The sequence below is a fragment of the Actinoallomurus soli genome (assembly GCF_024055715.1).
In the GTDB taxonomy this organism is placed as follows: Bacteria; Actinomycetota; Actinomycetes; order Streptosporangiales; family Streptosporangiaceae; genus Actinoallomurus; species Actinoallomurus soli.
This window is the reverse complement of sequence record NZ_JAMXMV010000008.1, coordinates 158,500-184,810: the sequence shown is the minus strand read 5'-3', so window position 1 is coordinate 184,810 and position 26,311 is coordinate 158,500. Positions and strand designations below refer to the sequence as shown.

Annotated in this window: 21 protein-coding genes, 2 tRNA genes and 1 pseudogene; 11 read left to right on the top strand and 13 right to left on the bottom strand. The window is 71.4% G+C overall.

Annotated elements, in window-relative coordinates; genetic code table 11:
- Positions 1–19 precede the first annotated feature (19 nt).
- Complete coding sequence (locus NDW01_RS21485) at positions 20–3,496, top strand: AfsR/SARP family transcriptional regulator (protein WP_252823053.1); 3,477 nt, start codon at positions 20–22, stop codon at positions 3,494–3,496.
- 272 nt (positions 3,497–3,768) lie between these two features.
- Here NDW01_RS21485 and NDW01_RS21480 read toward each other — a convergent pair.
- Positions 3,769–3,841, bottom strand: a tRNA-Glu gene (locus NDW01_RS21480).
- A 231-nt stretch (positions 3,842–4,072) separates the two neighbouring features.
- Positions 4,073–5,626, bottom strand: coding sequence for a DUF4132 domain-containing protein (locus NDW01_RS21475; protein ID WP_252823052.1), 1,554 nt, complete (start codon positions 5,624–5,626; stop codon positions 4,073–4,075).
- A 258-nt stretch (positions 5,627–5,884) separates the two neighbouring features.
- Here NDW01_RS21475 and NDW01_RS44380 point away from each other — a divergent pair.
- The 3 genes and pseudogenes from NDW01_RS44380 to NDW01_RS21460 all read left to right on the top strand — a co-directional run.
- Positions 5,885–5,980 (top strand): annotated as a pseudogene (locus NDW01_RS44380) (hypothetical protein); the annotation flags it as partial.
- 87 nt (positions 5,981–6,067) lie between these two features.
- Positions 6,068–6,277 (top strand): peptidoglycan-binding domain-containing protein, encoded by a 210-nt coding sequence (locus NDW01_RS21465; protein WP_252823050.1) that lies wholly within the window; start codon positions 6,068–6,070, stop codon positions 6,275–6,277.
- A gap of 153 nt (positions 6,278–6,430) precedes the next feature.
- A complete protein-coding gene (locus NDW01_RS21460) occupies positions 6,431–6,757 on the top strand; it encodes a hypothetical protein (RefSeq protein ID WP_252823049.1) in 327 nt (108 codons plus the stop codon).
- Between the two features lie 7 nt (positions 6,758–6,764).
- On the opposite strand, the gene NDW01_RS21455 is transcribed toward NDW01_RS21460, so the two are convergent.
- Positions 6,765–7,352 (bottom strand): TetR/AcrR family transcriptional regulator, encoded by a 588-nt coding sequence (locus NDW01_RS21455; protein WP_252823048.1) that lies wholly within the window; start codon positions 7,350–7,352, stop codon positions 6,765–6,767.
- A gap of 143 nt (positions 7,353–7,495) precedes the next feature.
- Between NDW01_RS21455 and NDW01_RS21450 the strand changes: the two genes are divergently transcribed.
- Positions 7,496–8,245 (top strand): class I SAM-dependent methyltransferase, encoded by a 750-nt coding sequence (locus NDW01_RS21450; RefSeq protein WP_308211752.1) that lies wholly within the window; start codon positions 7,496–7,498, stop codon positions 8,243–8,245.
- A 28-nt stretch (positions 8,246–8,273) separates the two neighbouring features.
- Here the strand turns inward: NDW01_RS21450 and NDW01_RS21445 are convergent, their stop codons facing one another.
- Together NDW01_RS21445 and NDW01_RS21440 are read right to left on the bottom strand one after the other, a co-directional pair.
- Positions 8,274–8,855 carry a nuclear transport factor 2 family protein gene (locus NDW01_RS21445; RefSeq protein WP_252823046.1) on the bottom strand — a complete coding sequence of 194 codons (582 nt, stop codon included), beginning with the start codon at positions 8,853–8,855 and terminating at the stop codon, positions 8,274–8,276.
- A 70-nt stretch (positions 8,856–8,925) separates the two neighbouring features.
- Positions 8,926–9,996 (bottom strand): amidohydrolase family protein, encoded by a 1,071-nt coding sequence (locus NDW01_RS21440; protein ID WP_252823045.1) that lies wholly within the window; start codon positions 9,994–9,996, stop codon positions 8,926–8,928.
- Positions 9,997–10,099: 103 nt separating this feature from the next.
- Between NDW01_RS21440 and NDW01_RS21435 the strand changes: the two genes are divergently transcribed.
- Positions 10,100–10,789 (top strand): TetR/AcrR family transcriptional regulator, encoded by a 690-nt coding sequence (locus tag NDW01_RS21435; protein ID WP_252823044.1) that lies wholly within the window; start codon positions 10,100–10,102, stop codon positions 10,787–10,789.
- 83 nt (positions 10,790–10,872) lie between these two features.
- Here NDW01_RS21435 and NDW01_RS21430 read toward each other — a convergent pair whose 3' ends face one another.
- From NDW01_RS21430 to NDW01_RS21420, 3 genes are read right to left on the bottom strand one after another with little or no spacing between them, the layout of a single operon-like run.
- The gene (locus NDW01_RS21430; protein WP_252823043.1) at positions 10,873–13,656 is read right to left on the bottom strand and encodes a hypothetical protein; all 2,784 of its coding nucleotides are present in this window, start codon (positions 13,654–13,656) and stop codon (positions 10,873–10,875) included.
- Between the two features lie 3 nt (positions 13,657–13,659).
- Positions 13,660–15,015, bottom strand: a complete 1,356-nt coding sequence (locus NDW01_RS21425; protein ID WP_252823042.1) for a hypothetical protein — start codon at positions 15,013–15,015, stop codon at positions 13,660–13,662.
- Positions 15,012–15,965 carry an ABC transporter ATP-binding protein gene (locus tag NDW01_RS21420; RefSeq protein WP_252823041.1) on the bottom strand — a complete coding sequence of 318 codons (954 nt, stop codon included), beginning with the start codon at positions 15,963–15,965 and terminating at the stop codon, positions 15,012–15,014. Before NDW01_RS21420 ends, NDW01_RS21425 begins: the two co-directional genes overlap by 4 nt.
- A 452-nt stretch (positions 15,966–16,417) precedes the next feature.
- Between NDW01_RS21420 and NDW01_RS21415 the strand changes: the two genes are divergently transcribed.
- From NDW01_RS21415 to NDW01_RS21405, 3 genes are all read left to right on the top strand, one after another.
- Complete coding sequence (locus tag NDW01_RS21415; protein ID WP_252823040.1) at positions 16,418–18,817, top strand: ricin-type beta-trefoil lectin domain protein; 2,400 nt, start codon at positions 16,418–16,420, stop codon at positions 18,815–18,817.
- Between the two features lie 156 nt (positions 18,818–18,973).
- On the top strand, positions 18,974–19,816 hold the full coding sequence (locus NDW01_RS21410; RefSeq protein ID WP_252823039.1) for a patatin-like phospholipase family protein: 843 nt from the start codon (positions 18,974–18,976) through the stop codon (positions 19,814–19,816).
- 6 nt (positions 19,817–19,822) lie between these two features.
- Positions 19,823–20,806: a 1-acyl-sn-glycerol-3-phosphate acyltransferase gene (locus NDW01_RS21405; RefSeq protein ID WP_252823038.1), complete on the top strand. Its 984-nt coding sequence runs from the start codon at positions 19,823–19,825 to the stop codon at positions 20,804–20,806.
- 56 nt (positions 20,807–20,862) lie between these two features.
- Here the strand turns inward: NDW01_RS21405 and NDW01_RS21400 are convergent, their stop codons facing one another.
- Together NDW01_RS21400 and NDW01_RS21395 are read right to left on the bottom strand one after the other, a co-directional pair.
- The gene (locus NDW01_RS21400; protein ID WP_252823037.1) at positions 20,863–21,213 is read right to left on the bottom strand and encodes a hypothetical protein; all 351 of its coding nucleotides are present in this window, start codon (positions 21,211–21,213) and stop codon (positions 20,863–20,865) included.
- A 98-nt stretch (positions 21,214–21,311) separates the two neighbouring features.
- Positions 21,312–21,554, bottom strand: coding sequence for a hypothetical protein (locus NDW01_RS21395; RefSeq protein WP_252823036.1), 243 nt, complete (start codon positions 21,552–21,554; stop codon positions 21,312–21,314).
- Positions 21,555–22,199: 645 nt separating this feature from the next.
- On the opposite strand from NDW01_RS21395, the gene NDW01_RS21390 reads away from it, so the two are divergent.
- Positions 22,200–23,675, top strand: coding sequence for a hypothetical protein (locus NDW01_RS21390; protein WP_252823035.1), 1,476 nt, complete (start codon positions 22,200–22,202; stop codon positions 23,673–23,675).
- A gap of 314 nt (positions 23,676–23,989) precedes the next feature.
- Here NDW01_RS21390 and NDW01_RS21385 read toward each other — a convergent pair.
- Positions 23,990–24,061: transfer RNA gene (locus tag NDW01_RS21385), tRNA-Gln, on the bottom strand.
- Positions 24,062–24,222: 161 nt separating this feature from the next.
- Here NDW01_RS21385 and NDW01_RS21380 point away from each other — a divergent pair.
- Entirely contained in the window at positions 24,223–25,365 is a 1,143-nt protein-coding gene (locus NDW01_RS21380; RefSeq protein WP_252823034.1) for an MFS transporter, read from the top strand.
- Positions 25,366–25,427: 62 nt separating this feature from the next.
- On the opposite strand, the gene NDW01_RS21375 is transcribed toward NDW01_RS21380, so the two are convergent.
- Positions 25,428–25,811, bottom strand: coding sequence for a VOC family protein (locus NDW01_RS21375; RefSeq protein WP_252823033.1), 384 nt, complete (start codon positions 25,809–25,811; stop codon positions 25,428–25,430).
- Positions 25,812–25,893: 82 nt separating this feature from the next.
- Positions 25,894–26,277 carry a VOC family protein gene (locus tag NDW01_RS21370; protein ID WP_252823032.1) on the bottom strand — a complete coding sequence of 128 codons (384 nt, stop codon included), beginning with the start codon at positions 26,275–26,277 and terminating at the stop codon, positions 25,894–25,896.
- Between the last annotated feature and the right edge of the window lie 34 nt (positions 26,278–26,311).

The following is a 26,311-nucleotide window of genomic DNA, read 5'->3' as shown; positions in this document are numbered from 1 at the left end:
GATCCGCCACAATCGGGGCATGCGATTCCGCGTCCTAGGCCCGATGGAGGTCCGCGCCTCCGACGGATCCCCGGTCTCGGTCGGAGGGCCGCGCGTACGCTCCCTGCTGGCCCTGCTCCTCCTCGACGCGGGCCACGTGGTGACCGTCGAACGCCTGATCGACGGCCTGTACGGCGCGGAGCCCCCGGCAGGCGCGCCGAACGCCCTGCAATCCCAGGTGTCCCGGCTGCGGCGCGGCCTCGGCACCGCCGACGGGTCAGGGGACCTGGTCGAGTTCCATCCCGCCGGGTACCGTCTCGCGGTCGATCCCGGCGAGGTCGACGCCCTCCGCTTCGAACGGCTGGCGCGGGACGGCCGGCGCGCCCTGACGGCCGGCGATCCGAGCCGTGCCGCAGCGCTCCTGCGCGAGGGCCTCGACCTGTGGCGCGGACCGGCTCTGGCCGACATGGCCGCCGCGCCGTTCGCCGAGGCGCAGGCCGCCCGGCTCGAAGATCTGCGGCTGGAGACGTTCGAGGACTACGCCGAAGCGCTGCTCGCCCTGGGCGACCACCGCGACCTGGTGATCGAACTCCGGGAGCCGGTCGCCGCCCATCCTCTGCGGGAGCGCCTGCGCGGCCTGCTCATGCGCGCCCTGTACGGCGGCGGCCGCCAGGCCGAGGCGCTCGCGGTGTTCGAGGACGCGCGGCGTACGCTCGCCGACCAGCTCGGCGCCGATCCCTCACCGGAGCTCGTCCAGGTCCACCTCGCCATCCTCCGGGCCGACCCGTCCCTGACCGCCCATCCGCCCCGGAAACGGCCCCCTGGCCCCCGCGAAGAACCGGTCGATCGGGACCGGCCGGCCGATCGTCAAGAGCCGGCCGACCGTGAAGAAGCGGTCCACCCCGAGGAACCGGCCGTACGGGAAGGAGCGGCCGGCCGGGAAGCGCCCGCGTCCCGCGAGACGGCCGCCCGCGGAGGGCTGGCCGCCCAGCTCACCAGCTTCGTCGGGCGTCAGGACGAGCTGGCCCGCATCGGCGGCCTGCTCGCCGCCGAGCGCCTCGTCACGCTCGTCGGCCCCGGCGGAACCGGCAAGACCCGCCTGGCGGTCGAGGCGGGCGGCCGAGCACCGGGTGAGGTCCGGTTCGTCGACCTCGCCGCGGTCGAGCGCCGCCCGGAGGACGGCGCGGGCCCGGACGGCGCGGTGGCCCAGGCGGTCATCGACGCGCTGGGCGTACGGGAGGCCGGCCTGATGGCCGTCCCCGTCGGCGCGCAGTCCGATCCGGCGGAACGGCTCGTCGAGGCCATCGCCGACCGCGCTCTCCTGCTGATCCTGGACAACTGCGAGCACGTGATCGACGAGGCGGCGAGGCTCGTGCACCGGCTGCTCGGTGCCTGTCCGGGCCTGCGGGTGCTGGCGACCAGCCGCGAGGCCCTCGGCATCACCGGCGAGGCGCTGTGCCCGCTGACGCCGCTCGCCGCACCGCCGCCCGAGGTGGATCCGGCCGACGCGCTCGCCTATCCGGCCGCGCGGCTGTTCGCGGACCGGGCGGCCGCCGTACGGCCCGGTCTGGAGCTCGACGCCGCCACCGTCGCCGCGGTGGCGCGCATCTGCGCCGCACTGGACGGGCTGCCCCTCGCGATCGAACTGGCCGCCGCCCGGCTGCGCACGCTGACCGTCGATGAGGTCGCCGCCCGCCTCGGAACGACCCGGGCCGGAACGACCGGGGCCGGAACGACCGGGATCGGAACGGGCGGGATCGGAACGGGCGGGGCCGGAACGGGCGGGGACAGCGTGGACTCCGGGGCGGCGCCGGGCGATCCCGCCGCGCCGTACGACCGGTTCCGGCTGCTGTCGCGAGGCGACCGGACCAAGGCCCCCCGCCACCGGACCCTGCGCGCCGTGGTGCAGTGGAGCTGGGACCTGCTCGGCGCGGACGAACGCCTGGTCGCCCGGCGGCTGACCGTGTTCGCGGGCGGTGCCACGCCGGAGGCGGTGGCGCGGGTCTGCGGCCTCGCCGAGGAGGAGGCCGACGATCTGCTCACCGACCTCGCCGACAAGTCCCTCGTCGAGGGCGATGGCGGGCGGTACCGCATGCTCGACACCATCCGTGAGTTCTGCGCCGAACGGTTGGCCGAGGCCGGCGAGGCCGAGCGCGCACGCGCGGCGCACGCCGCGTACTTCTTCGAACTGGCGGAGTCGGCCGAACCCCACCTGCGCCGGGCCGACCAGCTGGAATGGCTGGCCCGTCTGAACGCCGAGCGCGGCAACCTGCTGGCGGCGCTCCGCCTGCTGGTGCACACCGACCACGCGGGGGCGCTGCGGATGCTGGCGGCGATGTCGGCCTACTGGTGGCTGCGCGGGCTGCGCAGCGAAGGCGCCTCGGTGGCCATCGAGCTACTCGCCCTGCTGGGCGACGAGCCGCCGCCCGAAGCGGCCGAGGAGTACGCGCTGTGCGTCATGCTCGCGCTCCACGGCGGCGGAGACGATCCGGCCGTGGAGTACTACCGGCGCCGGATCGACTCGCTCATGGCGGATCTCGGCTCGGACCGGCCGACGCTGCGGCCGATGTCGACCCTCCTGTGGGCGCTCAACGCCGGGCCGTCCGCGACCAACACCGAGTTGCAGGAGGCGCGGATGGGCCGGGACCCGTGGTCCCGCGCCCTGCGCCACTTCGGCTACGGGTACCGCCATCTCCTCGTCGGCGACCTCGCCGGGGCCGAAGGCGAGTTCGCGCGGGGAGAGGCGGGATTCCGCGCGTTCGGTGATCGCTGGGGACTGTCGGCGATGCTGGGCGAACGCGCGCGCCTCGCCGTGTGGCGCGGCGACTGGGACACGGCGCGCGCCCTGCTCGACGAGGCGTACGAGCACGTCCGGCGGCTCGACTCGGCCGAGGACATGGCGGACTGCCTGCAGCTCCGCGGCGAGATGCTGATCCGCCGCGGTGACCTCGACGGTGCCGGGGAATGCTACGAGCACGCCCACGCCCTCTCCCGCCGGTCCGGCGGCGTCGAGAAGATCGCGGAGACGCTGATCGGCCTCGGAGAGGTCGCCCGGCTCCGCGGCCACCTGGCGGAGGCCCGCCGTCACTTCGAGGCCGCGCTGAGCCGGTGCACGGCGGAGGCGTTCATCGTCCGCCACTCCCGCGCGATGGCGCTGATCGGGATCGGCCGGGTCGCCGAGGCGGCGGGCGATGTCGCCGAGGCGGGGGCGTGGTTCCGCCGGGCGCTCGCCGCCGGTCTCCCCCAGAGGGATTCCCGGATCATGGCCCATGTCGCCGAGGCCCTCGCCGGACCGGCGGTGCTCGGAGGTGAGGGTGAGCGGGCCGCCCTTCTCCTCGGGTCCGCGGCCGCGCTGCGCGGTCTGTCCCTGGCGGGGGACCCCGACGTCGCGCGGGTCACCGCCCGGGGCCGGGAGCTCCTCGGCGCGGAGGCGTTCGCCGCCGCACGGGCCCGGGGCGCGGCGATGTCGCAGGACCAGGTCGTCGCCCTGCTCACCGCCGAGATCGACGAGGCGTGAGGCGCGTTCCCCTGCTCACCGCTGTGACCGACGCCACCTTAGGGGACGTTCGCCTGGCTGGACGTTCGCCTAGCTCACCACCGAGGCCGGCGAGGCCCGAGGCGCACTCGCCCTGCTCACCGCTGTGACCGACGACACTTCACGGGGCGTTCGCTTCGCTCGCCGCCGAGACCGGCGGGCACCCGAGGTGCGTCCGCGCGGGCGGCCCTCGGAGAATGCCGGAAAACGACGAAGACCTGACCACCCTTGGGTGATCAGGTCTTCGACCTGCGTAGTCCCGACCGGATTTGAACCGGCGTTACCGCCTTGAGAGGGCGGCGTCCTAGGCCACTAGACGACGGGACCTCGTGTCTCACTCGCTCGGTCTCCCTCGCGGGCGACGCCCAGCTTAGCGGACGTTCTCCTCTTGCACGAACCGGGTTTCGGTGGACCCGGGCCCTACATGAGAAGCGGGCCGCTTCCGGTGCGATCCGGAGGACCCTGCCGGCTGTCAGGTCCGGACCGGTCCGTCCCTGCCTTCCGACGTCCCTAACTCTACCGGGTGATCACATCGACGCCAAACCAGACGGACCGGCATCAGCTTGTCGAGGCGGCGGCGACGAGCAGGTCCACGTCGCGCATCAACTCGCTGAAGACGGTGGGGGGCACCTCCGCCGGTGCCGCCGCACGCCACCCGTCCTCCGTACGGCGCTCGAACCTGACCCGGCCGGTGGTGGCGAGGTCCTCGTGCCGCGCGGCGTCGGCGTACTTCAGGAACAGGCGCCCGCGCCAGCCGCGACCGGCGATCACGCGCGTCGCCTCCCCTTCGTCCCCGCCGTCCCAGGGGCCGAGCATGACCGGCTCCCAGCCGCGGGTCTTCATGAGCGCGTAGAGCGCCCTGAAGCGCAGGGTGCGCGCGGCGTAGCGGGTGGAGCAGCCCGGCGTCTCCCGCTCCGCCGGGCCGACCACGTAGATCTCCCGGAACACCTGCGCGAACGGTTGCCGGATCTGCCGCTCGGTCAGGTGGTCGCGCCAGGAGCGGATCTCCTCCGGAGTGGAGCGGGCCGGGTGCCACAGCCGGATGGCGGCGTCCTCCTCCGTGGCGGCCCACGGCTCCCCGGCGGCGTCGATGAAGCGGCGGCCGCCTTCCACCGGCAGGCCGGCGCGCCACTGCCCGGGAGCGACCTCGACCTCCCAGAGCAGGCGCTCGGTGAGGGGACGGCCGATCGGGTGCTCCGCCTGCTCCACGCGCCACCGGCCGTACGGCTGCCCGGCCTCGCCGAGCAGCGCGGCCTCCAGGGCGCGGGTGAGCGTGGCGAGATGGGCACGGGTCCGTTTGACCAGCTCGCGCAGCTCCGCCAGCCGGGCGGTCCTGTCACGCCGGATCGCCGCGGGCACGCTGCGCGACTCCCGCCCGTCCGGGCGATGCCAGGTCAGCGTCACGTCGTCACCGATCGTGATCCGCGCCTCGTACTCGCCGAACGGCACGCGCCGTACGCCGTCCGGGCCGAACCCGAGGTCGGGCAGCCGGAAGGCGACCTCGGGGCGTTCGCTCAGCCCGGCGTCGATCCGTTTCAGGTTGCGGTCGAGCTGCTTGGGCACCCCGGCGTGGCGGACGACACCGCGGACGGCGCGCAGCGCGGCGGCGGCCTCGGGCGTCGGGAACTCCTGCGCCGACCGGGCCAGCTCGAACAGCAGCGCCTGCGACGGGAGCGTACGGGCCGGTGTGGGGGCGACGGCGATCGCCGGCAGGAGCCGCTCGAACAGCTCCGGCAGCCAGGGCTCGTCACGGAGGAGGGCGACCCGGCAGGCCCGGCCGAGCACCGCGACCTCCTCGGGCGTGAACGCCTTGTCCGCGACGTAGGGGATGTCCCCCGCCTGGATCGCGGCGGCCCGGGCGGCGGCGGCCTCCAGCGCCGTCCGCGCGAACCCGGCGTACGCCGAGTCCGCGAGCCGCTCCCAGTGATCCAGGGTCGGAGGGGAGTCATGGCTCTGCTCCCGGATCCGGTCCAGCGCCTGACGGGTCGTGCGGCCGAGCCGTCCGGCCAGCGCGTCCTCCGCCGGGACGATCCGGACGGCCGGAGCCGGCCGCTCATCGACCGGCGCGGGGTCCCCGGCGGGGAGGACGGAGCTGAGCGTTCTCGGCGACATGCGGCGATCCTGGCATCCGGCAACGACAAAACGGCGCCCTCGCGGCCGAACGACACTGGTCCGCTGTTCCGCAAGGGCCACGAACCGCTGACCGAACGGCGACTCGCCGTTTACTTCTGGAAACTCTCCTGGTCAGACGCACGTCTCCCCCTATGTCCCGCCGAACGGCGGGGGAACCACCATGGGGAGGTGGATCACATGACCGAACCGGCATAGCCGGTCCTACGGCAGGGCGGCACGGGGCCGAACGTCACGACGCTGCAGTACCTGCTGCGCGGCGCTCGTGACCAGTGGCGCACGCTCGCGGCCGACGGGGAGTTCGGGCCGGCCACGGACAGCGTCGTACGCGGCTTCCAGAGCGTCGCGGGGCTGACCGTCGACGGGATCGCCGGCCCGGCGACCTGGCAGAGGCTGACCGACGGAACGACGATCGGCTCCACCGTGCGCGAGGGCGCCCAGGGCGAGGTCGTCAAGGCGGCCCAGACGGAGCTGCTGAAGCACGGTGACCTCAAGACGGCCGCCCAGGTCGACGGGGTCTTCGGCCCGGACACCGACACCGCCACGCGCCGCTTCCAGGAGCGGGTGGCACTGACGGTCGACGGGATCGTGGGCCCGGCCACCTGGAGACGGCTCATCTCCACCGGGAGCTGACCACCCGGTCCGGTGGCCGGCCGGCCGACCCGGACCGCACGACGGCCGCACGACCCCTGGTCGTGCGGCCGTTCGCGTGGCGAGAGGTCGGCCAGGGGGCACGGGCCTGCATGGGATCCTCGGCCTGCGACCGGGCGAGCGTGCGGAGGAACGATGGACGCCGACTACTACGTGGCCGACACCGAGGACGGCGACCACATTGACGACCCGTCCGAAGACGCCCTGTTCATGCTGCTGAAAGACCTCGACGCCACCGAGAACACCTTCGTCACCATCACGCCCGCCGACCCCGAAGCCGCCTGGTACGCCTCGGTATCGCGACTGGAGGAGGGCGGCTACGAGGTCGAATATCGCGACCCCCGCCACCGCGAGCACGAACTGACCGTCCAGACCAACCGCAGCAAGATCGCCAAAGATCTCACCCTATGGCTCGCCCGCCGCCACCACCCCGGCAGGCCGGCCACCCGACACGACCTCTGACCAGGCCCTAGCGCAGGACGCCGGCGAGGACCGTGGTCACGACCTTCTCGACGGCTTCGGCCGCCGGGGGTACGCCCTTCCGGTCGGCGAACAGCAGATGCCCGGCGCCGATCAGGGTGGGCGCGAGCACATCGATCTCGGCGTCGGCCGCGATGCGGCCGAGCTCACGCTCGGCGGCGAGATAGGAGGCGATCATCGTTCCGGCCTCCCTCAGGACCGGAACCCCGACCGGCCACCGCTCGCGCAGCCGGGCGCGCACCTCGTCGCGGAAGGTGACGAGGGCGACGATGGCCACGGCGACCGACCCGAACAGCTCCGTCAGCGCCTCGGCGAGATTGCCGACGACGGTGCCCGTACCGGCGGAGTCGCGCAGGGCGGCCGCCTGACCGCTCACCCGGTCGGCCCGGTCCAGCACCAGCTCGGCGAGGAACGCGTCGAAGTCGGCGAAGTGCCGGTGCAGGACCCCCTTGGCGCAACCCGCCTCGATGGTGACCGCCCGGCTGGTCAGCGCGCTCGGCCCATCGCGCAGCAGGATGCGCTCGGCGGCGTCGAACAGCTGCTCACGAACGTCGCGGAGGGCCACTCCAGTCGGCACCGCGCAACCCGCCTCTCTCTGCCCGGTTGACGAGTGGGCGATCGCCCACTCATAGTGGGCGCATGCCCACTCTTCCTTCGGAACAGACGCCTTCCCCTCGGCGCCGGCCCCATGAGGCCCGAGAGTACGCGGAGTCGTTCGGCGTGGACGCCGAGCGCTACGACCGGACCCGGCCCGCCTATCCCGGCGCCCTGGTGGAACGGATCGTGGCCGCCGCTCCCGGGCGCGACCTGCTCGACGTCGGCTGCGGCACCGGCATCGCGGCCCGGCAGTTCCAGGCCGCCGGCTGCACGGTCCTGGGCGTCGAGCCCGACGTGCGGATGGCCGTGTTCGCGCGGCGCAGCGGGGTCGAGACCGAGGTCTCGACCCTGGAGGCGTGGGACCCGGCCGGCCGGCGCTTCGACGCGGTCGTGGCCGGGACCGCCTGGCACTGGATCGACCCGGTCGCGGGAGCGGCCAAGGCGGCGCAGGCGCTGCGCCCCGGCGGGCTGCTCGCCGCGTTCTGGCACACGCCCGACCTCCCGGCGGAAGTGGCCGAGGCGTTCGCCACGGTGTACGCGCGGGTGGCGCCCGACTCGCCGTTCGACCTGCGGGCGGCGCGATCGGCCCTGGACGCGTACCAGACGATCATCGGCAGGGTCGGCGACGGGATCCGTGAGGCGGGCGGGTTCGGCGAGCCGGAGCAGTGGCGCTTCGAGTGGGAGCGCACCTACACCCGCGACGAGTGGCTGGACCAACTGCCCACCCAGGGCCCGCTGACCCGGCTCGCGGCGGACAAGGTGGCCGAGGTCCTGGACAGCGTCGGGGCCGCCATCGACGCGCTCGGAGGCGCCTTCACGATGCCGTACACCACGGTGGCGATCGTCGCGAAACGAACCGACGATGCCCGATGACCCGCCTCGGGCCCGCCGCGAAGGAGCGTCAGCCGTTGAGCCAGGCACGCGCGTCGTCGTAGAAGCGGGCGGCCTCCTGGGGGCGGTCGTCTCCATAGAGGTCGTCGCCGATCGTGTAGCCGCGGCGGGACAACACGTAGGACAGGAATCGGTAGGCAGGCCGGTAGGCCGCGACGTCCTGCGGGCCGACGGACAACGGGACGCCGGGGTGGGCGGCGGTGAGGGTGTCGCGTTCGTAGACCGGGTCGATCTGGACCACCAGCCAGCGGTCGCGGCGTTCGACGCGGTAGTAGAGGCGGGCGGCGGAGACGAGGTCGACCTCGGTGCCGTCGAGGTCGGTGCGCATCTCGATGAGGGCGGGCAGTTCGACCAGGGCGCGGTCACCGTGGAGGTGGACGACGGGAGGGCTGAGCCGGTGAACGGTGGTGTCACCGCGGCGGGCCATCTTCTCGGACTCGGTGACGAAGTCGGCGCCGCTGCCGCGGAACCAGCTCAGGCGGACGGTCGCGTCGTCGGCGAAACAGGACCGCATCTGGTCCCACCAGCCACGGTCACGGCCCTGCCGCTCGCGGAGTACGAGTTGGGTGATCTCGGTGATGTCGCTGCTCATGTCTTCCCTTGTGGTGTGCGGGTCGTCGGCATGGTGGGGCCGGTCCTGCCCGTGGTGGCGCGGCCGGTGGTCAGGCGCCGGCGGCAGGGGTGATCCGGTGGCCGGCGCACCAGATGGCGCGGATCTTGCGGGTGGCGGTGATGTCGGTGGTCGGGTCGCCGTCGATGAGGACGAGGTCGGCGCGCAGGCCCGGTTCGACGGCGCCGCGGTCGGTCAGGCCGAAGGCGCGGGCCGGTAGGACGGTCGCCGAGCGCAGGACGTCCACGGGACCGATCCCGGCACGGGCCATGAGTTCGAGTTCGTGGTGGAGGCTCTCGCCGTGCGGGACGGAGTGGGGTGAGCCGGGCTGGGTGTTGGCGTCCGTGCCGGCCAGGATCTCGATTCCCGCCCGATGCAGGTCGGCCACGCTGGTGAGCAGGTCGGCGATGGGGGCCCTGCCCGCCAGGACGCCTTCCATCATGGTGATGGTGGGAATGGCGACCTGGTCGCCGGCCCGCATCGCGGCGATGTCCTCTGGCCGGATGGTGCCGGTCAGCGGGGCGTGGGTGATGAAATCCGCGCCCGAGTCGACGGCGACGGTGTAGGCGCCGACGGTGACCGCGTGGACGACGGCCTTCAGGCCGTGCGCGTGGGCGGCGGCGACCAAGGCGTGGAGGGCCTCTGGGGTGGGTCCGCCATCGCCGGGAGCCTCGGCGACCCCCTTGATGTAGTCGACGCCTTCGGCGGCACGGGCCGCGACGTGCCTGCGGGCGTCTTCGGGAGTGAGGATGATGGCCTCGGCCGGCATGCCCGGCATGCGGGCGTGGTTGCCGACGGGACCGATCGCCGGCAGGCCCGCCGTGCGGAAGTCGGCGGAACCGGTGACCTCGCGCAGGGACATGACGAGCTCGTGCGGCCAGCACGCCATGTCCAATCCGGTGGTGACGCCCCAGGAGGCCAGTGTGTCCAGCGTCTGCGGACCGTGCAGGTGGACGTGGGCGTCGATCAGGCCGGGCAGGAGCACCGCGCCAGGGGCATCGATCCGCCGCGCGCCGGTGGGGTCGGTGCCGATCACCGCGCCATCGATGACGACGGTGCGCGGAGGGGTGAGCCGGTGGCCGTCGAAGACCCGGACATCGGTCAGGGCGATCTTGGTGGGCATCGTCAGGGGAAGCTCCCAAAATAAGGGACAGATTTGTTCACTAACGTGACTGTACATCCGCCCCTTGGTCGACGCTCACTCGCCTGGCGGCTATAACCGACGGGTGGCCACCACCTCGCGCGCTCCCGATGCATCCGCCGCGGCGGCCCAGCCGCCCGGGTCCGCCGCTCCCCGCGCCACCCGGCGTCGCGGTGAGGCTCTGACCCGCGCCATCTACCAGGCCACCTTGAAGGAACTGGCGTGCACCAGCTTCGAGGAACTCTCCTTCGACAAGATCGCGCCCCTCGCCGGCACCGGGAAGTCGGCCCTCTACCGCCGCTGGGCCACTCCCAAGGAGCTGGTCATCGCCGCCTTGACCGACCCGTCCACCGGCTTCGCCGACCCCGTCGCCCCCGACACCGGCTCCCTGCGCGGGGACCTGATCGCGCTCCTCGGCCGCTTCGCCCGCGTCCTGGACGAGCCGCGAGGCCGAGCGCTGCGCCCCCTGCTGACTCAGCGAGCCCGCCATCCCGAGATCTTCGATGAGGTCCGCCGCCTGGTCGTCCTCCCGCACCAGCGGATCCTGCTGGCCGTTCTGCAGGCGGCCGCCGACCGCGGTGAGGCGGCCCACCAGTGCGTCACCCCGCGCGTGGCGTCCGTGGGCCCTCGCCTGATCATCGCCGAGTCGCTGGAGAAGGGAACCGTCGACCAGGCAGAGGTGCAGGCGATCGTGGACGAAGTGCTGACGCCACTGACGGCGCCACGGCGCGGCACCGGTCAGAACGAAACTCCTGCCGGATCAGGCGATCTCTAGAGATCAGCCCTGGCCCGTGGTGCCGGTAGGCGGACGGCCCGCCGGGATTCCGGCGGGCCGTCGTGAGAGGGGTTCTGCCGGGGTCAGTTCCCGTCCGGGCCCGGCAGGTAGCCGCCGGGGACCTGGTCCGGGGTGTAGATCTTGTCCTCGCCCGGGTAGGGGGTGCTCCAGTTGTGCACCTGGTACCAGGTGAGGTGGCTCATGAGCCGGGGGTTGGCCACGTCGGGGATCGCGTTCGGGCCGGTCAGCTGCTGCTTCTGCTCCCAGGCCGTCCAGAGCTCGGCGGTGTGCCGCATGTCGGTGGGGATGGTCGACGCCGTCGCCAGGGAGCGGGCCGCCGCGGCGGTCGTCCCGGCGGGGACGTCGTTGCCGCAGGCCGGCGGGGTGGCCAGGCCGCCGGTGAGCGAGACCTGGTTGGGCACCGCCGTGAACGGCGTGTAGTCGGGCGTGGTGGTGAAGGCTCCGGCCATCGGGGTGGCGGCGCTGTCCTTCTGGTTCATCGGGTGGATCCCGAGGATCTGCTCGATGGTGCGGATCATGGTGATCTGCGTGTAGTAGTGGCTGTCCACGGTGCCGTGCTGGGCGTAGGGGCTGATGATCTGCACGGGGCCGCGGGCGCCGTCGACGTGGTCGACGCCGTTCTGGGTGTCGTCCTCGATCACGAAGATCGCGGAGTCCTTCCAGTACTTGCTGTGCGAGATGGTGTCCACGATCTTGCCGACGGCCAGGTCGTTGTCGGCGACCTGGGCGACCGGGTTCGGCGCCCCACCGGTGTGGTCGCTGGACAGCCAGAACATGTTGAGGTTGGCCGGGCCGTTCTTCTCGAAGTCGCGCTTCCAGATCTCGTACCGGTACTGGTCCGGGATGTTGGTGTCGAACTTCGGGTAGTCGTGCACCGTGACGGCGTTGAGCGACGGGATCGGCGACTCGGTGTCCGTCTTCAGGGTCGTGTCCTGGCCGGTCGCGTCCATGTTCTTGGCGTCACAGTAGAAGCTCTGCCAGGTCGCGCCCGCCGGGATCGTCTCGAACTGGTTGAACTCCCCGAAGTTGCGCACCGTCTTGCCGGCGGCCTGGGCGCCGGTCCAGATGAAGCCGGAGCGCTGGTGGCCGAGCGCGTCGTCCTCGGTGTCGTAGCTGCGCTCGTACTCGCCGGCGCTGGACTCGGTGTACTCCGGGTCGTCGGCCTGCATCAGCCAGTTGTGACCCTCGGCGGAGTTCGTGCCGATGTCGTAGGTGTTGTCGTACAGGCCGAACTGCTTCGCGAGGGCGTGCTGGTTCGGGGTGACCTTCTGGCCGAACTGCGCCAGCGTCGGGTCGCCGTTGCCGCGCGTGTCGTCGCCGAACACCTGGTCGTAGGAGCGGTTCTCCTTGACCAGCAGGAAGACGTGCTTGATGGTCGACGGGTCACCGAGGCGCTTCGGGACGGGCACGGCCTTGCGTGACTTGCCCTGGCTCTCCTTGACGTCGTGCTTGCCCCAGGCGTTCAGCGCGAAGACCGTGTCCGTGGACTTGGTGATCGCCCGGTCGGACGGCAGTTTGAACCGGAGCAGCGAACCGGTCGAGTCGTGGGTGTTGTGGCCCGTGGCCGGCGTGGTGCCGGCGCCCTCGCTGATCGTGCGCGTCGGGCCGCGCTCACCGATGCCGCGGGTGTTGGTCACGATCACGTCGTCGCCGACGGTGGTGACCTCCTCCGGGTAGTAGTCCGTCGGGAGGAGGCCGACGTAGCTGACCGGCTCCTGCGGCTTGGTGTAGCGGTAGACGGCGACCGCGTTGGCCCGCCCGAGGGTGACGAGCAGGTGGCCGTCCTTGGTCAGGGTCACGCCGTCCGGGGCGTAGCCGACCTTGGCCTCGGGCCACGGCTGGGTGGCGATCGTCTGGACGACCTTGTCCTTGGACGTGTCGATGACCGAGACCTGGTCGCCGAACGTGTCGGTGACGAACAGCGCGCCACTGGCGGCGTGCATCGCGGTCGGGTGCAGACCCACCTCGATGGAGCCGACCGAGGCGGCCGGGTCGGCGACGTCGATCACGCTGACGGTGCCGGTGGTCGTCGCGCCCGTCTTCGGGTCGGCGGGCACGTCGGTGCCGTAGGAGTTGATCGTCGTCTCGCCGGGCTTGGCCTGACGGCCGCCCTCGTTGCTGACGTAGAGCTTGCCGCCGACGAGCGCGAGGCCCCGCGGCGCGATGCCCACGTTCCAGTTCTGCTGGATCGTTCCAGTCGCCGCGTCCATCGCCACGACGCGGTTCTGGCCGTTGACGGCCACGTACACGGTCTTGCCGTCGGCGGAGAAGACCGCCTGGGCCGGAATCGCGTGTTTGGAGCCCTGCGCGGCGATGGGGATGGACGTCGGCTTGCCGAGGGTGCCGTCGTCGTTCACCGGGAACCGGCTGAAGCCGTCGAGCTGCGGCAGCCAGAGGGTCTTGCCGTCCGGTGAGTAGGCCGGTCCCTCCTGCCCGACGCTGTTGCTGGAGATGCGCACGCCGGCGGTGGAGGCGGTCCCGGCCTGCTGCAGCACCTTGTAGTTCTTCAGGTCGACGATGGTCAGCGCGATCGAGCGGTCGTTGGTGAGCGCCGCGAGGAACCGGCCGTCCGGGCTGACCGTCGAGGCGAGCAGCTTGCCGTTGTCGACGAGCAGGCGGTCACCGATCGGGTTGAGGGCCTGGTCGCTCGCGAGCTGCAGACCCGCGTCGGTGGTGGAGCCGACATGGTTGCCGCCGAAGACGTCGGTGGAGGCGTAGGCGATGCTCGCGCTCGCGATGGCGAGAGCTGCGGTTCCGGCGGCCACCAGGCGGATGCGGTGGCCGGTGCGTCGGCCGAAGAGCCCACTGGGGGCCTTCTTCGTGACGCGCTGGCGGGTGACGTGCATGGATCAGTCCTTCGAAGTGCTCGCGAGCAGGTCGACGTTCCCGTCGAACTGCCACAGGGGGTTAGGTGCGTCCCCGGTCGAGGTGCGCACCTGGAAGTAGCCGTTCACCTCCTTCGGCCCGTCTCCGTCGGCGACGTACCGCCCATCCGCGGTGACGTCGAGCTGGTAGATGGCGGTGCCCACGGCGGTCGCGCCGGGGAGGTGCCAGGACACGACACACCGCCAGTCGTTGCCCGGTCCCTGGTCGGCGACCCGGGAGCCGCCCTTGTCGCAGGACGCGGTGGCCCGCAACTGGGCCTCGGTGACGTCGGGGCGATGGAGCTCCCGCGTCTGCATCCGGTAGAGGTGGGCGTACGCCGTGGCGAGCGAGCCCTCGACCTTGGCCCGCTCGATCCCGGAGCCCTTGGCCGGGGTCGTCGCGGTGACGACGGCGAAGGTGAGGAGGACCAGGGCGGCGAGCGGCAGCGCGCCCGCCACGAGGACGCGCCGGCCCGATCCGTCGTACGTCAGATCGGTGAAGTCACGGCGCAGGAACAGGTGGTAGGCCGCCACGGTCGCGACGACCGCCCACGCCAGGCTCACCGCGAGGCCGATGAAGAGGGGGCCCGTCTGCGCCGGGCCGGTGAAGAGGCCGCGCCAGGCGAGGAAGGCGTGGCTCGGCAGGGCCAGCCGTACGGCCACCGGCAGGGGAAGCAGCTGCGCGAGCTGCAGCGCGAAGGCGAGCAGCGCGGGCATCAGCAGCCCCATCGTGGAGCGGCCCAGGGCCACCGAGCCGAGGAGGCCGATCGCGGCGAACGCCAGCGTCGGCGCCAGCACGCAGGCCCACGACAGCAGGACCGTGCCGGCCGCGTCCGCCGGGGCGAGCAGATGGCCGTCCAGGCCGACGAGCGGGTGGTTCCCGACCGCGGCCAGGCCGCCGGCGATGCTCGATCCGGCCAGCCCCGCCACCAGCAGCAGGAGCACGGTGAGGCTGGCGAGGCCCTTGGACACGAAGATGCGTCTCGGCGAGCGGACCGCCACGAGGAGGTGACGCCAGGTGCCCAGCCGGTCCTCGGCCGCGAAGACGTCACCGGCGACCAGCGCCGTCAGCAGCGGGAGCGCCCAGCTGCGCGAGAAGTCCAGCACGACGAGCGACCCCGCCCAGCCGGTGGCGTGCATCCAGCGGCCGAAGACCGTGTCGGCGGGCAGCACGCTCTGCAGGCTGACCGCCGCGACGAAGCCCGCCGGGGCGATCCAGCAGGCGAGCAGCAGCACGCGGATCCGCCACTGGGAGAGCAGCTTGACCAGCTCGAACCGGTAGCCGCGCAGCACCGGCGCCGGCCGCGCCTCGACGGCGGGCGGCGTGACGGTGGTGGTCATGAGACCTCCTCATCGGTCGGTACGGCTCCGGTCAGGGCCAGGAACGCGGCCTCGAGCGGCGCGACGACGGGCGCCAGCTCCCGTACGGCCACCTCGGCCCGTACCAGCCGCACCACCAGCTCCTCGACGGCCGGCACCGCCCCGCGGACCACGAGCACGTCGGCGTCCGGCCGCTGGACGCGGTCGCCGCCGGAGGGGACGCGGATCCCCGGCGTGTCCAGTGCCACCCGGCGGGCGGCCGCCGTGTCGGAGGTGAGCAGCCGGTAGTCGAGCGCTCCGCTCTCGGCGGCGAGCTTGGTCACCGGCCCGGAGAAGACGACCCGCCCGGTCGCGAGGACGGTGACCTCGGAGCACAGCGCGGCGAGGTCGTCCATCCGGTGGCTGGACAGGACCACCGCGACCCCGTCCGCGGCGAGCCCGGTGATGACGCGGTGCACGTGGTGCTTGCCGGCGGGGTCCAGGCCGTTGGCCGGCTCGTCGAGGACCAGCAGGCGCGGTCTGGTGAGCAGCGCGGCGGCCAGCCCGAGCCGCTGGCGCATCCCGAGGGAGAATCCCCGGATACGGTCGTCGGCGACGTCGGTGAGCCCGACCTGTTCGAGCGCGTCGTCGACGCCCCGGCCCGCGTCGTACCCGCGCAGTGAGGCCAGGGCCGAGAGGTTCTGCCGCGCGGTCAGGGAGGGGTAGAGGCCCGGCCCGTCCACGAAGCCCGCGACGCCGTCGGGGACGGCGAGCGTCCGGCCGACCGGGGTGCCCAGGATCTCCAGCTCGCCGCCGTCGGCGACCGCCAGGCCCAGGAGCAGACCGAGGAGGGTCGTCTTTCCCGCGCCGTTCGGACCGACCAGACCGTGGACCTGACCGGCCGCCACGTCGAGGTCGACACCGTCGAGCGCGACCACGTCACCGAAGGACTTCTTGATTCGGCGACCCCGGACCGCGGGGCTTTCGTGCATGGCGTCTCCCTCAGCTTGATCATCAGCAAGGGGAGCGTCTCCCTCGGCTCGATCTTCGGCAAGAGGACGCTAAAGATCGCGGTTGGCCGGAAGGGAGCGAGAAATCGAACGTTTGGCAAATCCCGGCAAAGCTGCCGATATGTGCTTAATCCGACGAACGCACCGACACGGTGCGGTGTGCGGACACCCGTACGGAGACGCGTGCCGCCGGGCCCACGGGCGGTGCCCATGAAAACCGATGAAAGGACGTACGGCGGCCGGCCGGGACACGCGGCTCTCATCAGGGCGAACCCGGCCCCTCGCCATCGGCCGTTGACCGCTCCGGAGCCCTTTCGTAGCATCCGGCCGATCGACCTTTCGAACCGATGGGACCGGCGTCCGCTTCTGGCCGTCGGTGCCGAACGGCCGGATCCGAGGGGTCGTCGTCGGTGACGGTGCCCAAGGGAGTCGGCATGACCCGCGCAGCACGGCCTCGCATCCCTCTCTTCGCCGTCCTGGTCCTGCTGCTGGGCGTACTGGCCGGGGTGACGACGGCCCGTACCGCCCACGCCGCGGTCGCCACGTCGATCACCCTGGACGGCACCAAGCCCGGCCTGGTCTTCGACGGCGTCGGCGCGATCAGCGGCGGCGGCGGGAACTCCCGCCTGCTGGCCGACTATCCCGAGCCGCAGCGGAGCCAGTTGCTGGACTACCTCTTCAAGCCCGGGTACGGCGCCGCGCTGCAGACGCTGAAGATCGAGATCGGCGGCGACACCAACTCCACCGACGGCGCCGAGGCCAGCCACGAGCACACCCGGGGCGCCGTCGACTGCGGCCAGGGGTACGAGTGGTGGCTGGCCGAGCAGGCCAAGGCCCGCAACCCCGCCATCAGGCTGTACGGCCTCGCCTGGGGCGCGCCGGGCTGGATCGGCGGCGGGAACTTCTGGTCCCAGGACATGATCGACTACCTGATGTCCTGGCTCGGCTGCGCCAAACAGCACAACCTGAGCATCGACTACCTCGGCGGCTGGAACGAACGCAACTGGAACGCCGGCTGGTACGAGAACCTCAAGTCCGCCCTCGCCGCGAACGGCTACGGGTCGATCAAGGTCGTCGCGGCCGACAGCGGGTGGGACGTCGCCGACGCCATGGCCTCCGACCCGGCGTTCAAGAACGCCGTCGACATCGTCGGGACGCATTACCCCTGCGGCTATATGACCGCGTTCACCTCCTGCCCGAGCACCTCCACCGCGCAGGGCCTCGGCAAGCCGCTGTGGGCGAGTGAGAACGGCTCGGAGGACACCGACGGCGGCGCCCCGGCGGTCGCGCGTGCCATCAACCGGGACTACATCGACGGGCGGATGACCTCCTACATCAACTGGCCGGTCATCGCCGCCCTGTACCCCAACCTCCACTACAGCACCGACGGCATGTCGATCGCCGCGCAGCCGTGGTCGGGGAACTACTCCATCGGCAGGACGACCTGGGTCACCGCGCAGACCACCCAGTTCACCAAGCCCGGCTGGCACTACATCGACTCCGCGAGCGGCTTCCTGGGCGGCGACCGCGCCAACGGCAGCTATGTGACGCTCAAGTCGACGAACAACACGGACTACACCACCGTGGTCGAGACGGTCGACGCCACCGCGGCGCAGACCGCGTCCTTCACCGTGACGGGTGGCCTGTCCACCGGGCAGGTCCACGTCTGGTCCACCAAGGTGAACTCCTCCAGCCCCGCCGACCAGCTCGCGCACGTCGCGGACGTCACGCCGTCGGGCGGGGCGTACTCCCTGACGCTCCAGCCCGGGACCGTCTACACCCTCACCACCACGACGGGGCAGGGCAAGGGCACCGCGACCCCTCCGGCCGCCGCCGCGATGGCCCTGCCGTACTCCGACGACTTCGAGACCGCGGCCACCACCACCTCGCCGAAGTACTTCTCCGACATGAACGGCGCGTTCCAGCGGGTGGCATGCGGCGGTGGCCGGTCCGGATCCTGCGTACGGCAGATGGCCGCGACCACGCCGATCCGCTGGACCGGCGAGTCGTACACCGCGCCGTACACGATCATGGGCGACGGGTCGTGGGGCAACTACACGGTCGCCGCGGACGCCATGCTGGAACAGTCCGGCAGCGTCGAACTGCTCGGCCGCGTCAACCTCCAGGGGACCAACAACAACGGCCTGAACGCCTACCATTTCCGGGTCGCCGACAGCGGGGCGTGGTCGATCGTGAAGAGCGACACGTCGTGGCACTTCACGACGCTGGCGAGCGGGACCACGTCGGCGCTCGGGCTGAACCGGTGGCACCGGCTGTCGCTGAAACTGCAGGACACCACCCTGACCGCCGCCGTGGACGGCGTGACCGTCGGCAGCGCCACCGACGCCTCGTACACCGCCGGCCAGGCGGGCCTCGGCGTCACCGGCTACCAGACCGACCAGTTCGACAACTTCGCCCTCACGCCGGGCACCGCAGGGCAGCAGCACCTCGGCCCGGTCACGTCCGGCCTGACCGCCATGTGCCTCGACGACAACGCAGGCTCGACCGCCGACGGCACCCGCGTCCAGATCTGGGACTGCAACGGCGGCGCCGCCCAGACGTGGTGGTGGGGCAACGGCATGCTGCGGCTCGGCGGGCCGGGCGGCAAGTGCCTGGACGTCACCGGCCAGGGCACGTCCAACGGCACCCTGGTCGAGCTGTGGGACTGCAACGGCGGAACCAACCAGCAGTGGACGCCGCAGGCGGACGGCACGCTCAAGGGCGTCCAGTCCGGCCGCTGCCTGGACGATCCCGCGTCCAGCACCACCAACGGCACCCAGCTCGAACTGTGGGACTGCAACGGCGGCGCCAACCAGAAGTGGACCCTGCCCTGACCTCCGTACCGGCCGCGGCGGGACCGTCTCCCCCGTGGCCGGCTCCTCCCGGCTCGTACGTACCGGGTCAAAGGTCGTCGATCGCCTCGATCGGGGTAAGAGGGGCTCGCTGTCGTCTTTCGACGCTGGCTGTGGCCTTCTCGACAGGGAGACGCTGTGAATGATCCCAAGACCGCGTTCGTACTGGGTGGCGGCGGGCTGCTGGGCGCCCATGAGGTCGGCATGCTGCGGGCGCTCGCCGAGGCGGGGATCCGGCCGGACCTGATCGTCGGGACCTCGGTCGGCGCCTTCAACGGGGCGTTCGTGGCATCCGACCCGGAGAAGGCCGCCGACCTGCTGACCCAGGCGTGGCAGGGCAAGGGAGCGGGGTCGGTGTTCGCCGGCTCGTTCTTCAGCCGCGTGTCGACCCTGATCCGTTCCGGTACGCACCTGCACTCGACCGAGCTCCTGGCGACCGCGCTGGACGCGCTGATCCCCGCCGACCGGATCGAGGACCTGGCCGTGCCGTTCCACTGTGTGGCCGCCAACATCGAACGCGCCGAGGCGCGGTGGTTCACGCGCGGCCCGCTCGTCCCGGCGGTGCTGGCCTCGTGCGCGGTCCCCGGCGTCCTCCCGCCGGTCCGCATCGGCGACGAGCACTTCTACGACGGCGGCCTCGTGCACAGCATCCCCATCGGCCGCGCTCTGCGAGAGGGGGCGCGGACGGTGTACGTCCTGCAGGTGGGCCGCATCGAGAAGCCCCTCACCGCGCCGACGAGGCCCTGGCAGGTCGGGCTGGTCGCCTTCGAGATCGCCCGGCGCCACCGGTTCGCCGAGGAGATGGCCGAACTGCCGGACGACGTCACGGTCCACCTCCTGCCCACCGGGTCGAACGGCCAGAGCGTGGGCCTGTCCCAGCTCCGCTACCGCGACGCCTCCCGGGTCGAGACGAACATCGAGCGGGCGTACGAGGCGAGCCGCGCGTACCTGTCGAGACTGTCGGATCCGTCGGATCTCTGACCTGCGATGCTGCCTCCGCGGTTCGTCAGGCGCCTGGTCCTGACCCCATTGCTGTTCGCGATCGCGATCGCGGCGGTGGCGGTCTCGCCGCTGCTGCTGCTCATCGGCGTGGTGGCCGCCCGCCACCGCCACCGGTTCCTGCGGGTCGCGGTCCTCACGGTCTGCTGGCTGGCCCTGGAATGCGCCGTGCTCACGGCGTCCCTGGGCCTGTGGCTGGCGGGAGGGGGCCCCGAGACCGTACGGGCGCGGCACTACGCGTTGTGCGGATGGCTGCTCGCCCGCATCGACGCCGTCGCGGCCCGGACGCTCGGGCTCGTGGTCGAGATCCAGGAACCGCTCGGCGTGGCTCCCGGACGGCCCGTGATCGTGCTCAGCCGGCACGGCGGGCCGGGTGACTCCATCCTGATCGTGCACTACCTGCTCAACGTGTACGCGCGGCGGCCCCGGATCGTCATGAAGGCCGCCCTGCAGCTCGACCCCACGGCCGACGTGCTGCTCAACCGGCTGCCGAACGCCTTCGTCCCACCGAACGGCTCCGCACCACGCGAGGGGATCGTCGACGAGATCGGCCGGCTGGCGACCGGCATCGGCCCCGACGACGCGCTGCTGATCTTCCCCGAGGGCGGGAACTTCACGCCACGACGCCGCGTACGCGCGATCCGCCGGCTACGCCGGCAGGGCCGTCGGGACGCGGCCGAACGCGCCCGGAACATGGCGAACGTCCTGCCGCCGCGGCCGGCCGGCTCGCTCGCGGCGATCGACGCCGCCCCGCAGGCCGACGTCGTCTTCGTCGCCCACACCGGGGTCGACGACCTCATGACCGCCGGGGACATCTGGCGGAGCATCCCGCTGGACCGGCCACTGCGCGCGCGGTGGTGGTGGGTTCCGCGCGAGGAGATCCCCGAGGACGGCCGGGAGCAGTGGCTGTTCGACTGGTGGGAGCAGATCGACGCCTGGATCGCGGACAACCGCCCGCGCTCCGCCGTATGACAGGCCATGGCCCGGTCCGCGATCGCGAGACCGGGCCATGGCCACGGCAGGAGACCTCAGAATTCGAACCTGTACGGGCCCGAATTGGGGCCGTCGTTGAACCACATCGTGGCGACGGCCAGCCACTGGCCGTTGACCAACCGGTAGCCCACAGCCTCATCGTTGGCGACACCGTCGAACGAGGTGACCCAGCACGGGCTCTGCGACACGCCCGACGTAATGATCGGCGACGCGTACCATCCGTGGTACGGGAACGCCACATACTCGGAGACCGGGCTGGGGATATTTCCCTGAACGTTGCAGAATTCGAAATATCCGGCACTCGCGTGCGCCGCCGGAGAGACCAGAGTGGACGCGGCCAGCCCCGCCATGGTCAGGCCCACCAGTGCCTTGATACGAGCTCCCACGAGATTTCTCCTTTGTATTGAGCACTACTTTCAGGCCGCCGAGCGCTCGGCGCTACGACAGGTCATGCCCTGCGCCCTGTAGGCCGGTCGGGGACGACTCAGCGTTCGTAGACGTCCCACGACCCATCGGGTGCATGCGCGCAGTAATACCAATTCCCCGGGTATCCTTCGGCCTGCTCTTTCCGTGCCTCCAAGGAGGAGGCCACGGCAGTACAGCCGATCCTGCCGGCCTCGCTGTTCGCCCAGACACTGATCACCGTGTCAGCCCGCGCCGGAGCGACGAAAAGGCCGACACCGGAGAGTGCGACGGATGCGACGACGGCGATACGCTTGAGGTTCACGGCTCGATTCCCATCGATCGGATTGTTAGGCGCGATTTCGGAGCCCACGGCAAGTTGACACCCGCCGACGGTAGGGCCGGTACACGGAGTGCTTCCTAGACCTTCTGAATCAAACGTTCGTCTCGTGCACACCTTCGCACACCATCCGCTTCCAGCGACCTCGTCCACTGTGCGGAGATTTCCAGTCACGGACTTAGGCAATCAGCCTACGAACAGTCCCGCCCGACTAGGCAATCTGCGTAGGTCCCGAGCAGAACTCCGACGCCGTGAGCGACCGCACGTTGCTTCACACCTTCGCCCTATCCCGTGATAGCGCAGGTCGAGGAAGGCAGGAATGATGCGGTGGAGCGTACGGCCTCATGCCGGCGGTATCGGCCACGCGGCGTCATGAGCTCGCAACTGCTCGGCGTCTCAGATGGTTCGGATGACCCACCGTGCTGCCTGACTTCACAGCACTCGGCCGCAGGGGTGCCGGGATACGGCGATCCGCGCTGCCTCGGGTGGCTCAGGGGCGGCGGAACTCCGCGCCGACGCGGCGGCAGGTGTCGAGACTGGTGAACTCGCGCAGCCGTGATCGCTTCAGGTCCCCCATGTCTGCTGTCGATCCGTTGACATGACAGCCGTCGTCACGAGAAGGTCCGGCCGATGAGGATCGCCAATCTGACACCTTTCGAGCGCGAAGTGTGGGATGCGTTTCCACGCGGCCGGGGCGTCGAGTCTCCTGACGCCGGCAACGACAAGGCCGAGGAAGGCCGTTCCTGGGGTCCCGATCGGACGGTACGCGCCGAGGTGCTCCGAAAGCTCCTTCTCACCAGCCGCCCCGCTGACGGGGAGGTCGCGGCATTGCGCCTGGCGGGCGTACGTATCTCCGGCCAGCTGGATCTGAGGTACGCGGAGGTCCCCTACGCGGTTCGCTTTTGGGGCTGCTACTTCGAACGCGCTCCGCTCCTGTACGCCATGGCGGTCCGCCAGCTCAACTTCAGCGAGTGCTACCTTCCGGCTCTAGACGCTGCCACCATCCGCGTTGACGGTGTCCTCCGGATCACCGGTTCACGTATCCCCGGCGAAGTACGGCTCGGTGGCGCGCGCATCTCCGGCGCTTTCTTCCTCGACCGAGCGCACCTCGGTCGGGCACGCTCCGACGACTTGGAACGCAACCCGGTCCTGCAGCTCAACCACGCCACCATCAACGATGACGTCTGGGGACCCCACCTTGTGGCGCACGGAACGGTCAGGCTGGCCGGAGCAACCGTCGCGGGGGCCGTCAACCTGGACGAGGCCGAACTGAGCGAGCCAGGCCGTACCGCCTTGGACGCCGAGAACCTGAAGGTCGGAACGAACCTGAGCGCCTCGCGGCTCCGCGTCAGCGGAGCGGTCGATCTGCGCGGCGCGAAGATCCCCGGACATCTCGACCTCATCGAGGCCCGCCTGTCCAACCCTGAAAGAACGGCATTGTGGGCCAGCAGCTGCGCGATCGGCGAGCTCTGGCTGCACAACGCGGCACCCATCGAGGGCTCGGTAAGGCTGCGCCGCTCACAGTTCGACCTGATCGAGGCGACTCCGGACGTATGGCCTGCCAGCGTGAAGCTCGACGGTCTCACTTTCAGCTCGCTCAGTCCACGGCTTCCCGCCGACGAGCGACTGGAGCTGCTGGAGCGCGATGAGGACGGCTACGTGCCGCACTCCTACGAACAACTCTCCGCCGCATACCGGCGTATCGGTGACGACGCCGGCGCACGCACCGTGCAACTGGCCAAGCAACGCCGCCACCGCAGAACGCTGTCCTGGTACGCCAAGCTCTGGGGCGCCGTTCAAGACGTGACCGTCGGCTACGGCTATCGACCGACACGCGCCATGGCCTGGCTTCTCGCGCTCCTCCTCACCGGAACGGTCGTCTACGGCCTCCACCACCCTCAGCCGGTCGAACCCGGCAAGGCGCCAGATTTCAACGCCCTGATCTACACGCTCGACCTACTCCTGCCGATCATCGACTTCGGCCAGGAGAAGGCGTTCAACCCCCACGGCCTCTACCAGTGGCTCGCCTATCTACTGATCGCGGCAGGCTGGATCCTGGCCACGACCGTGGTAGCCGGCATCACCCGAGCCGTCAGCCGACAATGAGCACGGCGGTTGGTGAACAAAGTGCTCACGGGGATCGCCCAGGCGCTGGCACACGCTGTCAGGCAGGCGCATCAGACCTAGCTCGTCACAGGCCTGCAGATCTCGACGTCGGCGGGAAGCTCGCCGTAAGCCGGGTCCACAGCGCCGTAGCGTACGGCCGACGCGAGCGCGCGGCTACGACAGCCGACGAAACGCCGGCATCAGAACGCTGAGAGCACGATCATGGTCTACTGTTCCTCCCTACGTCCCCAGGCGACCCCAGGAACGACAAAAGCGGGGGCCTCAGTGAGACTCCCGCCCTGCTCAGGTACTTGCTGGGGTACCAGGACTCGAACCTAGACTAACTGAACCAGAATCAGTCGTGCTGCCGATTACACCATACCCCACTGGCCTGCGGATCTTCCGATCTCCAGCGCCTCAGGAAGTCTAGCGGACCTTCGCAGTGCTCGCGAACGCGATCCGACGCCGGCGGATGCCGCGAGCGATCTCGCCGAGGGGGCGATGTCCGGCCATGTTCCGGAGCGTCCGACGCGGATAGTCTCCGCTTGTGGATCAGACGGGCGGGTTGACGCGCGACACCGCGACCTGGGTGCTGTACGCCGTGCTGAGCTGTATGAGCTACCTGCTCAACGGGATGGGGGCGGTGCTGGCGCCGCTGCAGGACGACCTCGGGGTGGACCGGGCGCAGGTGGCCTTCTACCCCACGCTCTTCGCGGCGGGACTCCTGCTGATCGGCCTGGTGGGCGGGCCGCTGGTCGGCCGCGTCGGCAGGGTCGTGACGCTCCGCATCTCGGTCGTCTGCATGATCGCAGGCGGGCTGTTGCTGGCCACGCCCGTACGGTCGCTGACCCTGGCGGGCGCGCTGCTCCTCGGGATCGGCGGGGCGCTGCTCGTTCAGCTGGTCCCCGCGCTGCTGGGCGCGCTGCACCCACATGCTCCGACGGCGGCGGTCGGTGAGGCGAACGGGCTGGCGAGCGCCGTGTCCGTGCTGGCGCCGCTGGCGGTGGCCGGGGCGCTCGCCGCCGGTCTCGGCTGGCAGGCCGGCTACCTGGTGGCTCCGCTGGTGCTGCTGGCGATCGTCGCACTGCTCTCCTGGAACGTGCCAATGCCGAACGCCGCCGACGTTCCCGACGACGCCCCGGCGGGCTCCAGGGCCGCGCTGATCGGTCCGTGGATCGAGGTGCTGCTCTCGGTCAGCGTGGAGTTCTGCATGGTCTTCTGGGCTGCCTCAGCGGTCGGTGACTGGCACCACGCCTCATCGGGCCTGGCTCCCGCCGTCGCGGCGCTGTTCCTGGTCGGCATGGCCACCGGGCGTTCCCTCGCGGTCCCGGTCACCCGGCGGGTGCACGGGCACCGGACCCTGCTGCTCGGCTGCACGGCCGTCGCCGCGGCCGGGTTCGCGCTGTTCTGGGCCGCCCCGACGCTGCCGCTCGCGGGCGTCGGGCTGGCCGTCGCCGGGCTGGGCGTCGCACTGCTCTACCCCACCACCGTGAGCCGTACGATCGCCGCCTGGCCGCATGCTCCGGACAAGGCGGCGGCGCGGGCGGCGATGGCCTCCGGTCTGGCGATCGGCGGGGCCCCCTTCCTCCTCGCCCGGCTGTCCGACACGGTCGGCCTGCGCACCGCGTACTTGATCGTCCCGGCCCTGCTGGTCGCCCTGGTGGCCCGTACGCTCACCTCTCGCACCTGACCCCGAGGCTCAGCGCCGTGGCTTCTGGTCGTCACAGCAGCCAGAATCCTCGGCGCCGAGGCTCAGGAGTTCGGCAGGTAGAGGCAGAACGGGTGGCCTGCCGGGTCGAGGCAGACGCGTACGTGGTCCTGGGGCTGGTAGTCCGCGAGGACGGCGCCCTGGGTGAGGGCGTGCGCGACCGCGGCGTCCAGGTCGTCGACCGCGATGTCGAGGTGGGCCATCATCCGCTGGTGGCCCCGATCGCCGGGCCATGCGGGCCGTACGTAGTCCTCGTCCGTCTGGAAGGACAGGCCGGCTCCGCCGTCGGGCGCCGCCAGCACCACCCACTCGGGTTCGTCCTCCACGGCCTCCCAGCCCAGCAGCCGCCGGTAGAAGCCGGCGAGTTCCCGCGCGTCGGTCGAGTCCAGGACGACTCCGGTCAGCTTCAACCTCGGACGGTCGCTCATCGCACTCCTTGTACCGGGCCGGCCGGCCCAGAGGGGACGGTGATCAAGACTAGGTCGCTGGGCCCCACCCCAGGCGTGGGGGTCAGGAACCGGGCAGGGCCAGGCAGAACGGGTGGCCGGCGGGGTCGAGGCAGACCAGGGCGCGTTCCTGAGGCTGGTGCTCGGCGAGGACGGCGCCCTGTTCGAGGGCGTACGCGACGGCGGCGCTCAGGTCGTGGACCCGGATGTCCAGGTGGGCCATCATCTGCTGGTGGTCCGTCTCGGTGGGCCAGGTCGGCGGGACGTACTCCTTCGCCGTCTGGAAGGACACGCTCGGTCCGCCGCCCGGCGGGGCCAGCTTCACCCACGCGGGATCGTCGTGGACGGTGTCCCAGCCCAGCAGCCGCCGGTAGAAGCCGGCGAGCTCGCGGGCGTCGGGCGCGTCCAGGACGAAACCGATCAAGGACAGCTCGGGCCGGTCGCTCATGACGCTCCCTCGGGCGTGGACGGTCGTGGCGGGA

Coding starts and splice junctions, on each gene's coding strand:
- NDW01_RS21475 (WP_252823052.1), bottom strand. CDS start 5,626: ATGTCGCCGAGAACGCTCAGCTCCGTCCTCCCCGCCGGGGACCCCGCG.
- NDW01_RS21405 (WP_252823038.1), top strand. CDS start 19,823: ATGCTGCCTCCGCGGTTCGTCAGGCGCCTGGTCCTGACCCCATTGCTG.
- NDW01_RS21415 (WP_252823040.1), top strand. CDS start 16,418: ATGACCCGCGCAGCACGGCCTCGCATCCCTCTCTTCGCCGTCCTGGTC.
- NDW01_RS21425 (WP_252823042.1), bottom strand. CDS start 15,015: ATGACCACCACCGTCACGCCGCCCGCCGTCGAGGCGCGGCCGGCGCCG.
- NDW01_RS21370 (WP_252823032.1), bottom strand. CDS start 26,277: ATGAGCGACCGGCCCGAGCTGTCCTTGATCGGTTTCGTCCTGGACGCG.
- NDW01_RS21485 (WP_252823053.1), top strand. CDS start 20: ATGCGATTCCGCGTCCTAGGCCCGATGGAGGTCCGCGCCTCCGACGGA.
- NDW01_RS21460 (WP_252823049.1), top strand. CDS start 6,431: ATGGACGCCGACTACTACGTGGCCGACACCGAGGACGGCGACCACATT.
- NDW01_RS21430 (WP_252823043.1), bottom strand. CDS start 13,656: ATGCACGTCACCCGCCAGCGCGTCACGAAGAAGGCCCCCAGTGGGCTC.
- NDW01_RS21390 (WP_252823035.1), top strand. CDS start 22,200: ATGAGGATCGCCAATCTGACACCTTTCGAGCGCGAAGTGTGGGATGCG.
- NDW01_RS21445 (WP_252823046.1), bottom strand. CDS start 8,855: ATGAGCAGCGACATCACCGAGATCACCCAACTCGTACTCCGCGAGCGG.
- NDW01_RS21440 (WP_252823045.1), bottom strand. CDS start 9,996: ATGCCCACCAAGATCGCCCTGACCGATGTCCGGGTCTTCGACGGCCAC.
- NDW01_RS21375 (WP_252823033.1), bottom strand. CDS start 25,811: ATGAGCGACCGTCCGAGGTTGAAGCTGACCGGAGTCGTCCTGGACTCG.
- NDW01_RS21420 (WP_252823041.1), bottom strand. CDS start 15,965: ATGCACGAAAGCCCCGCGGTCCGGGGTCGCCGAATCAAGAAGTCCTTC.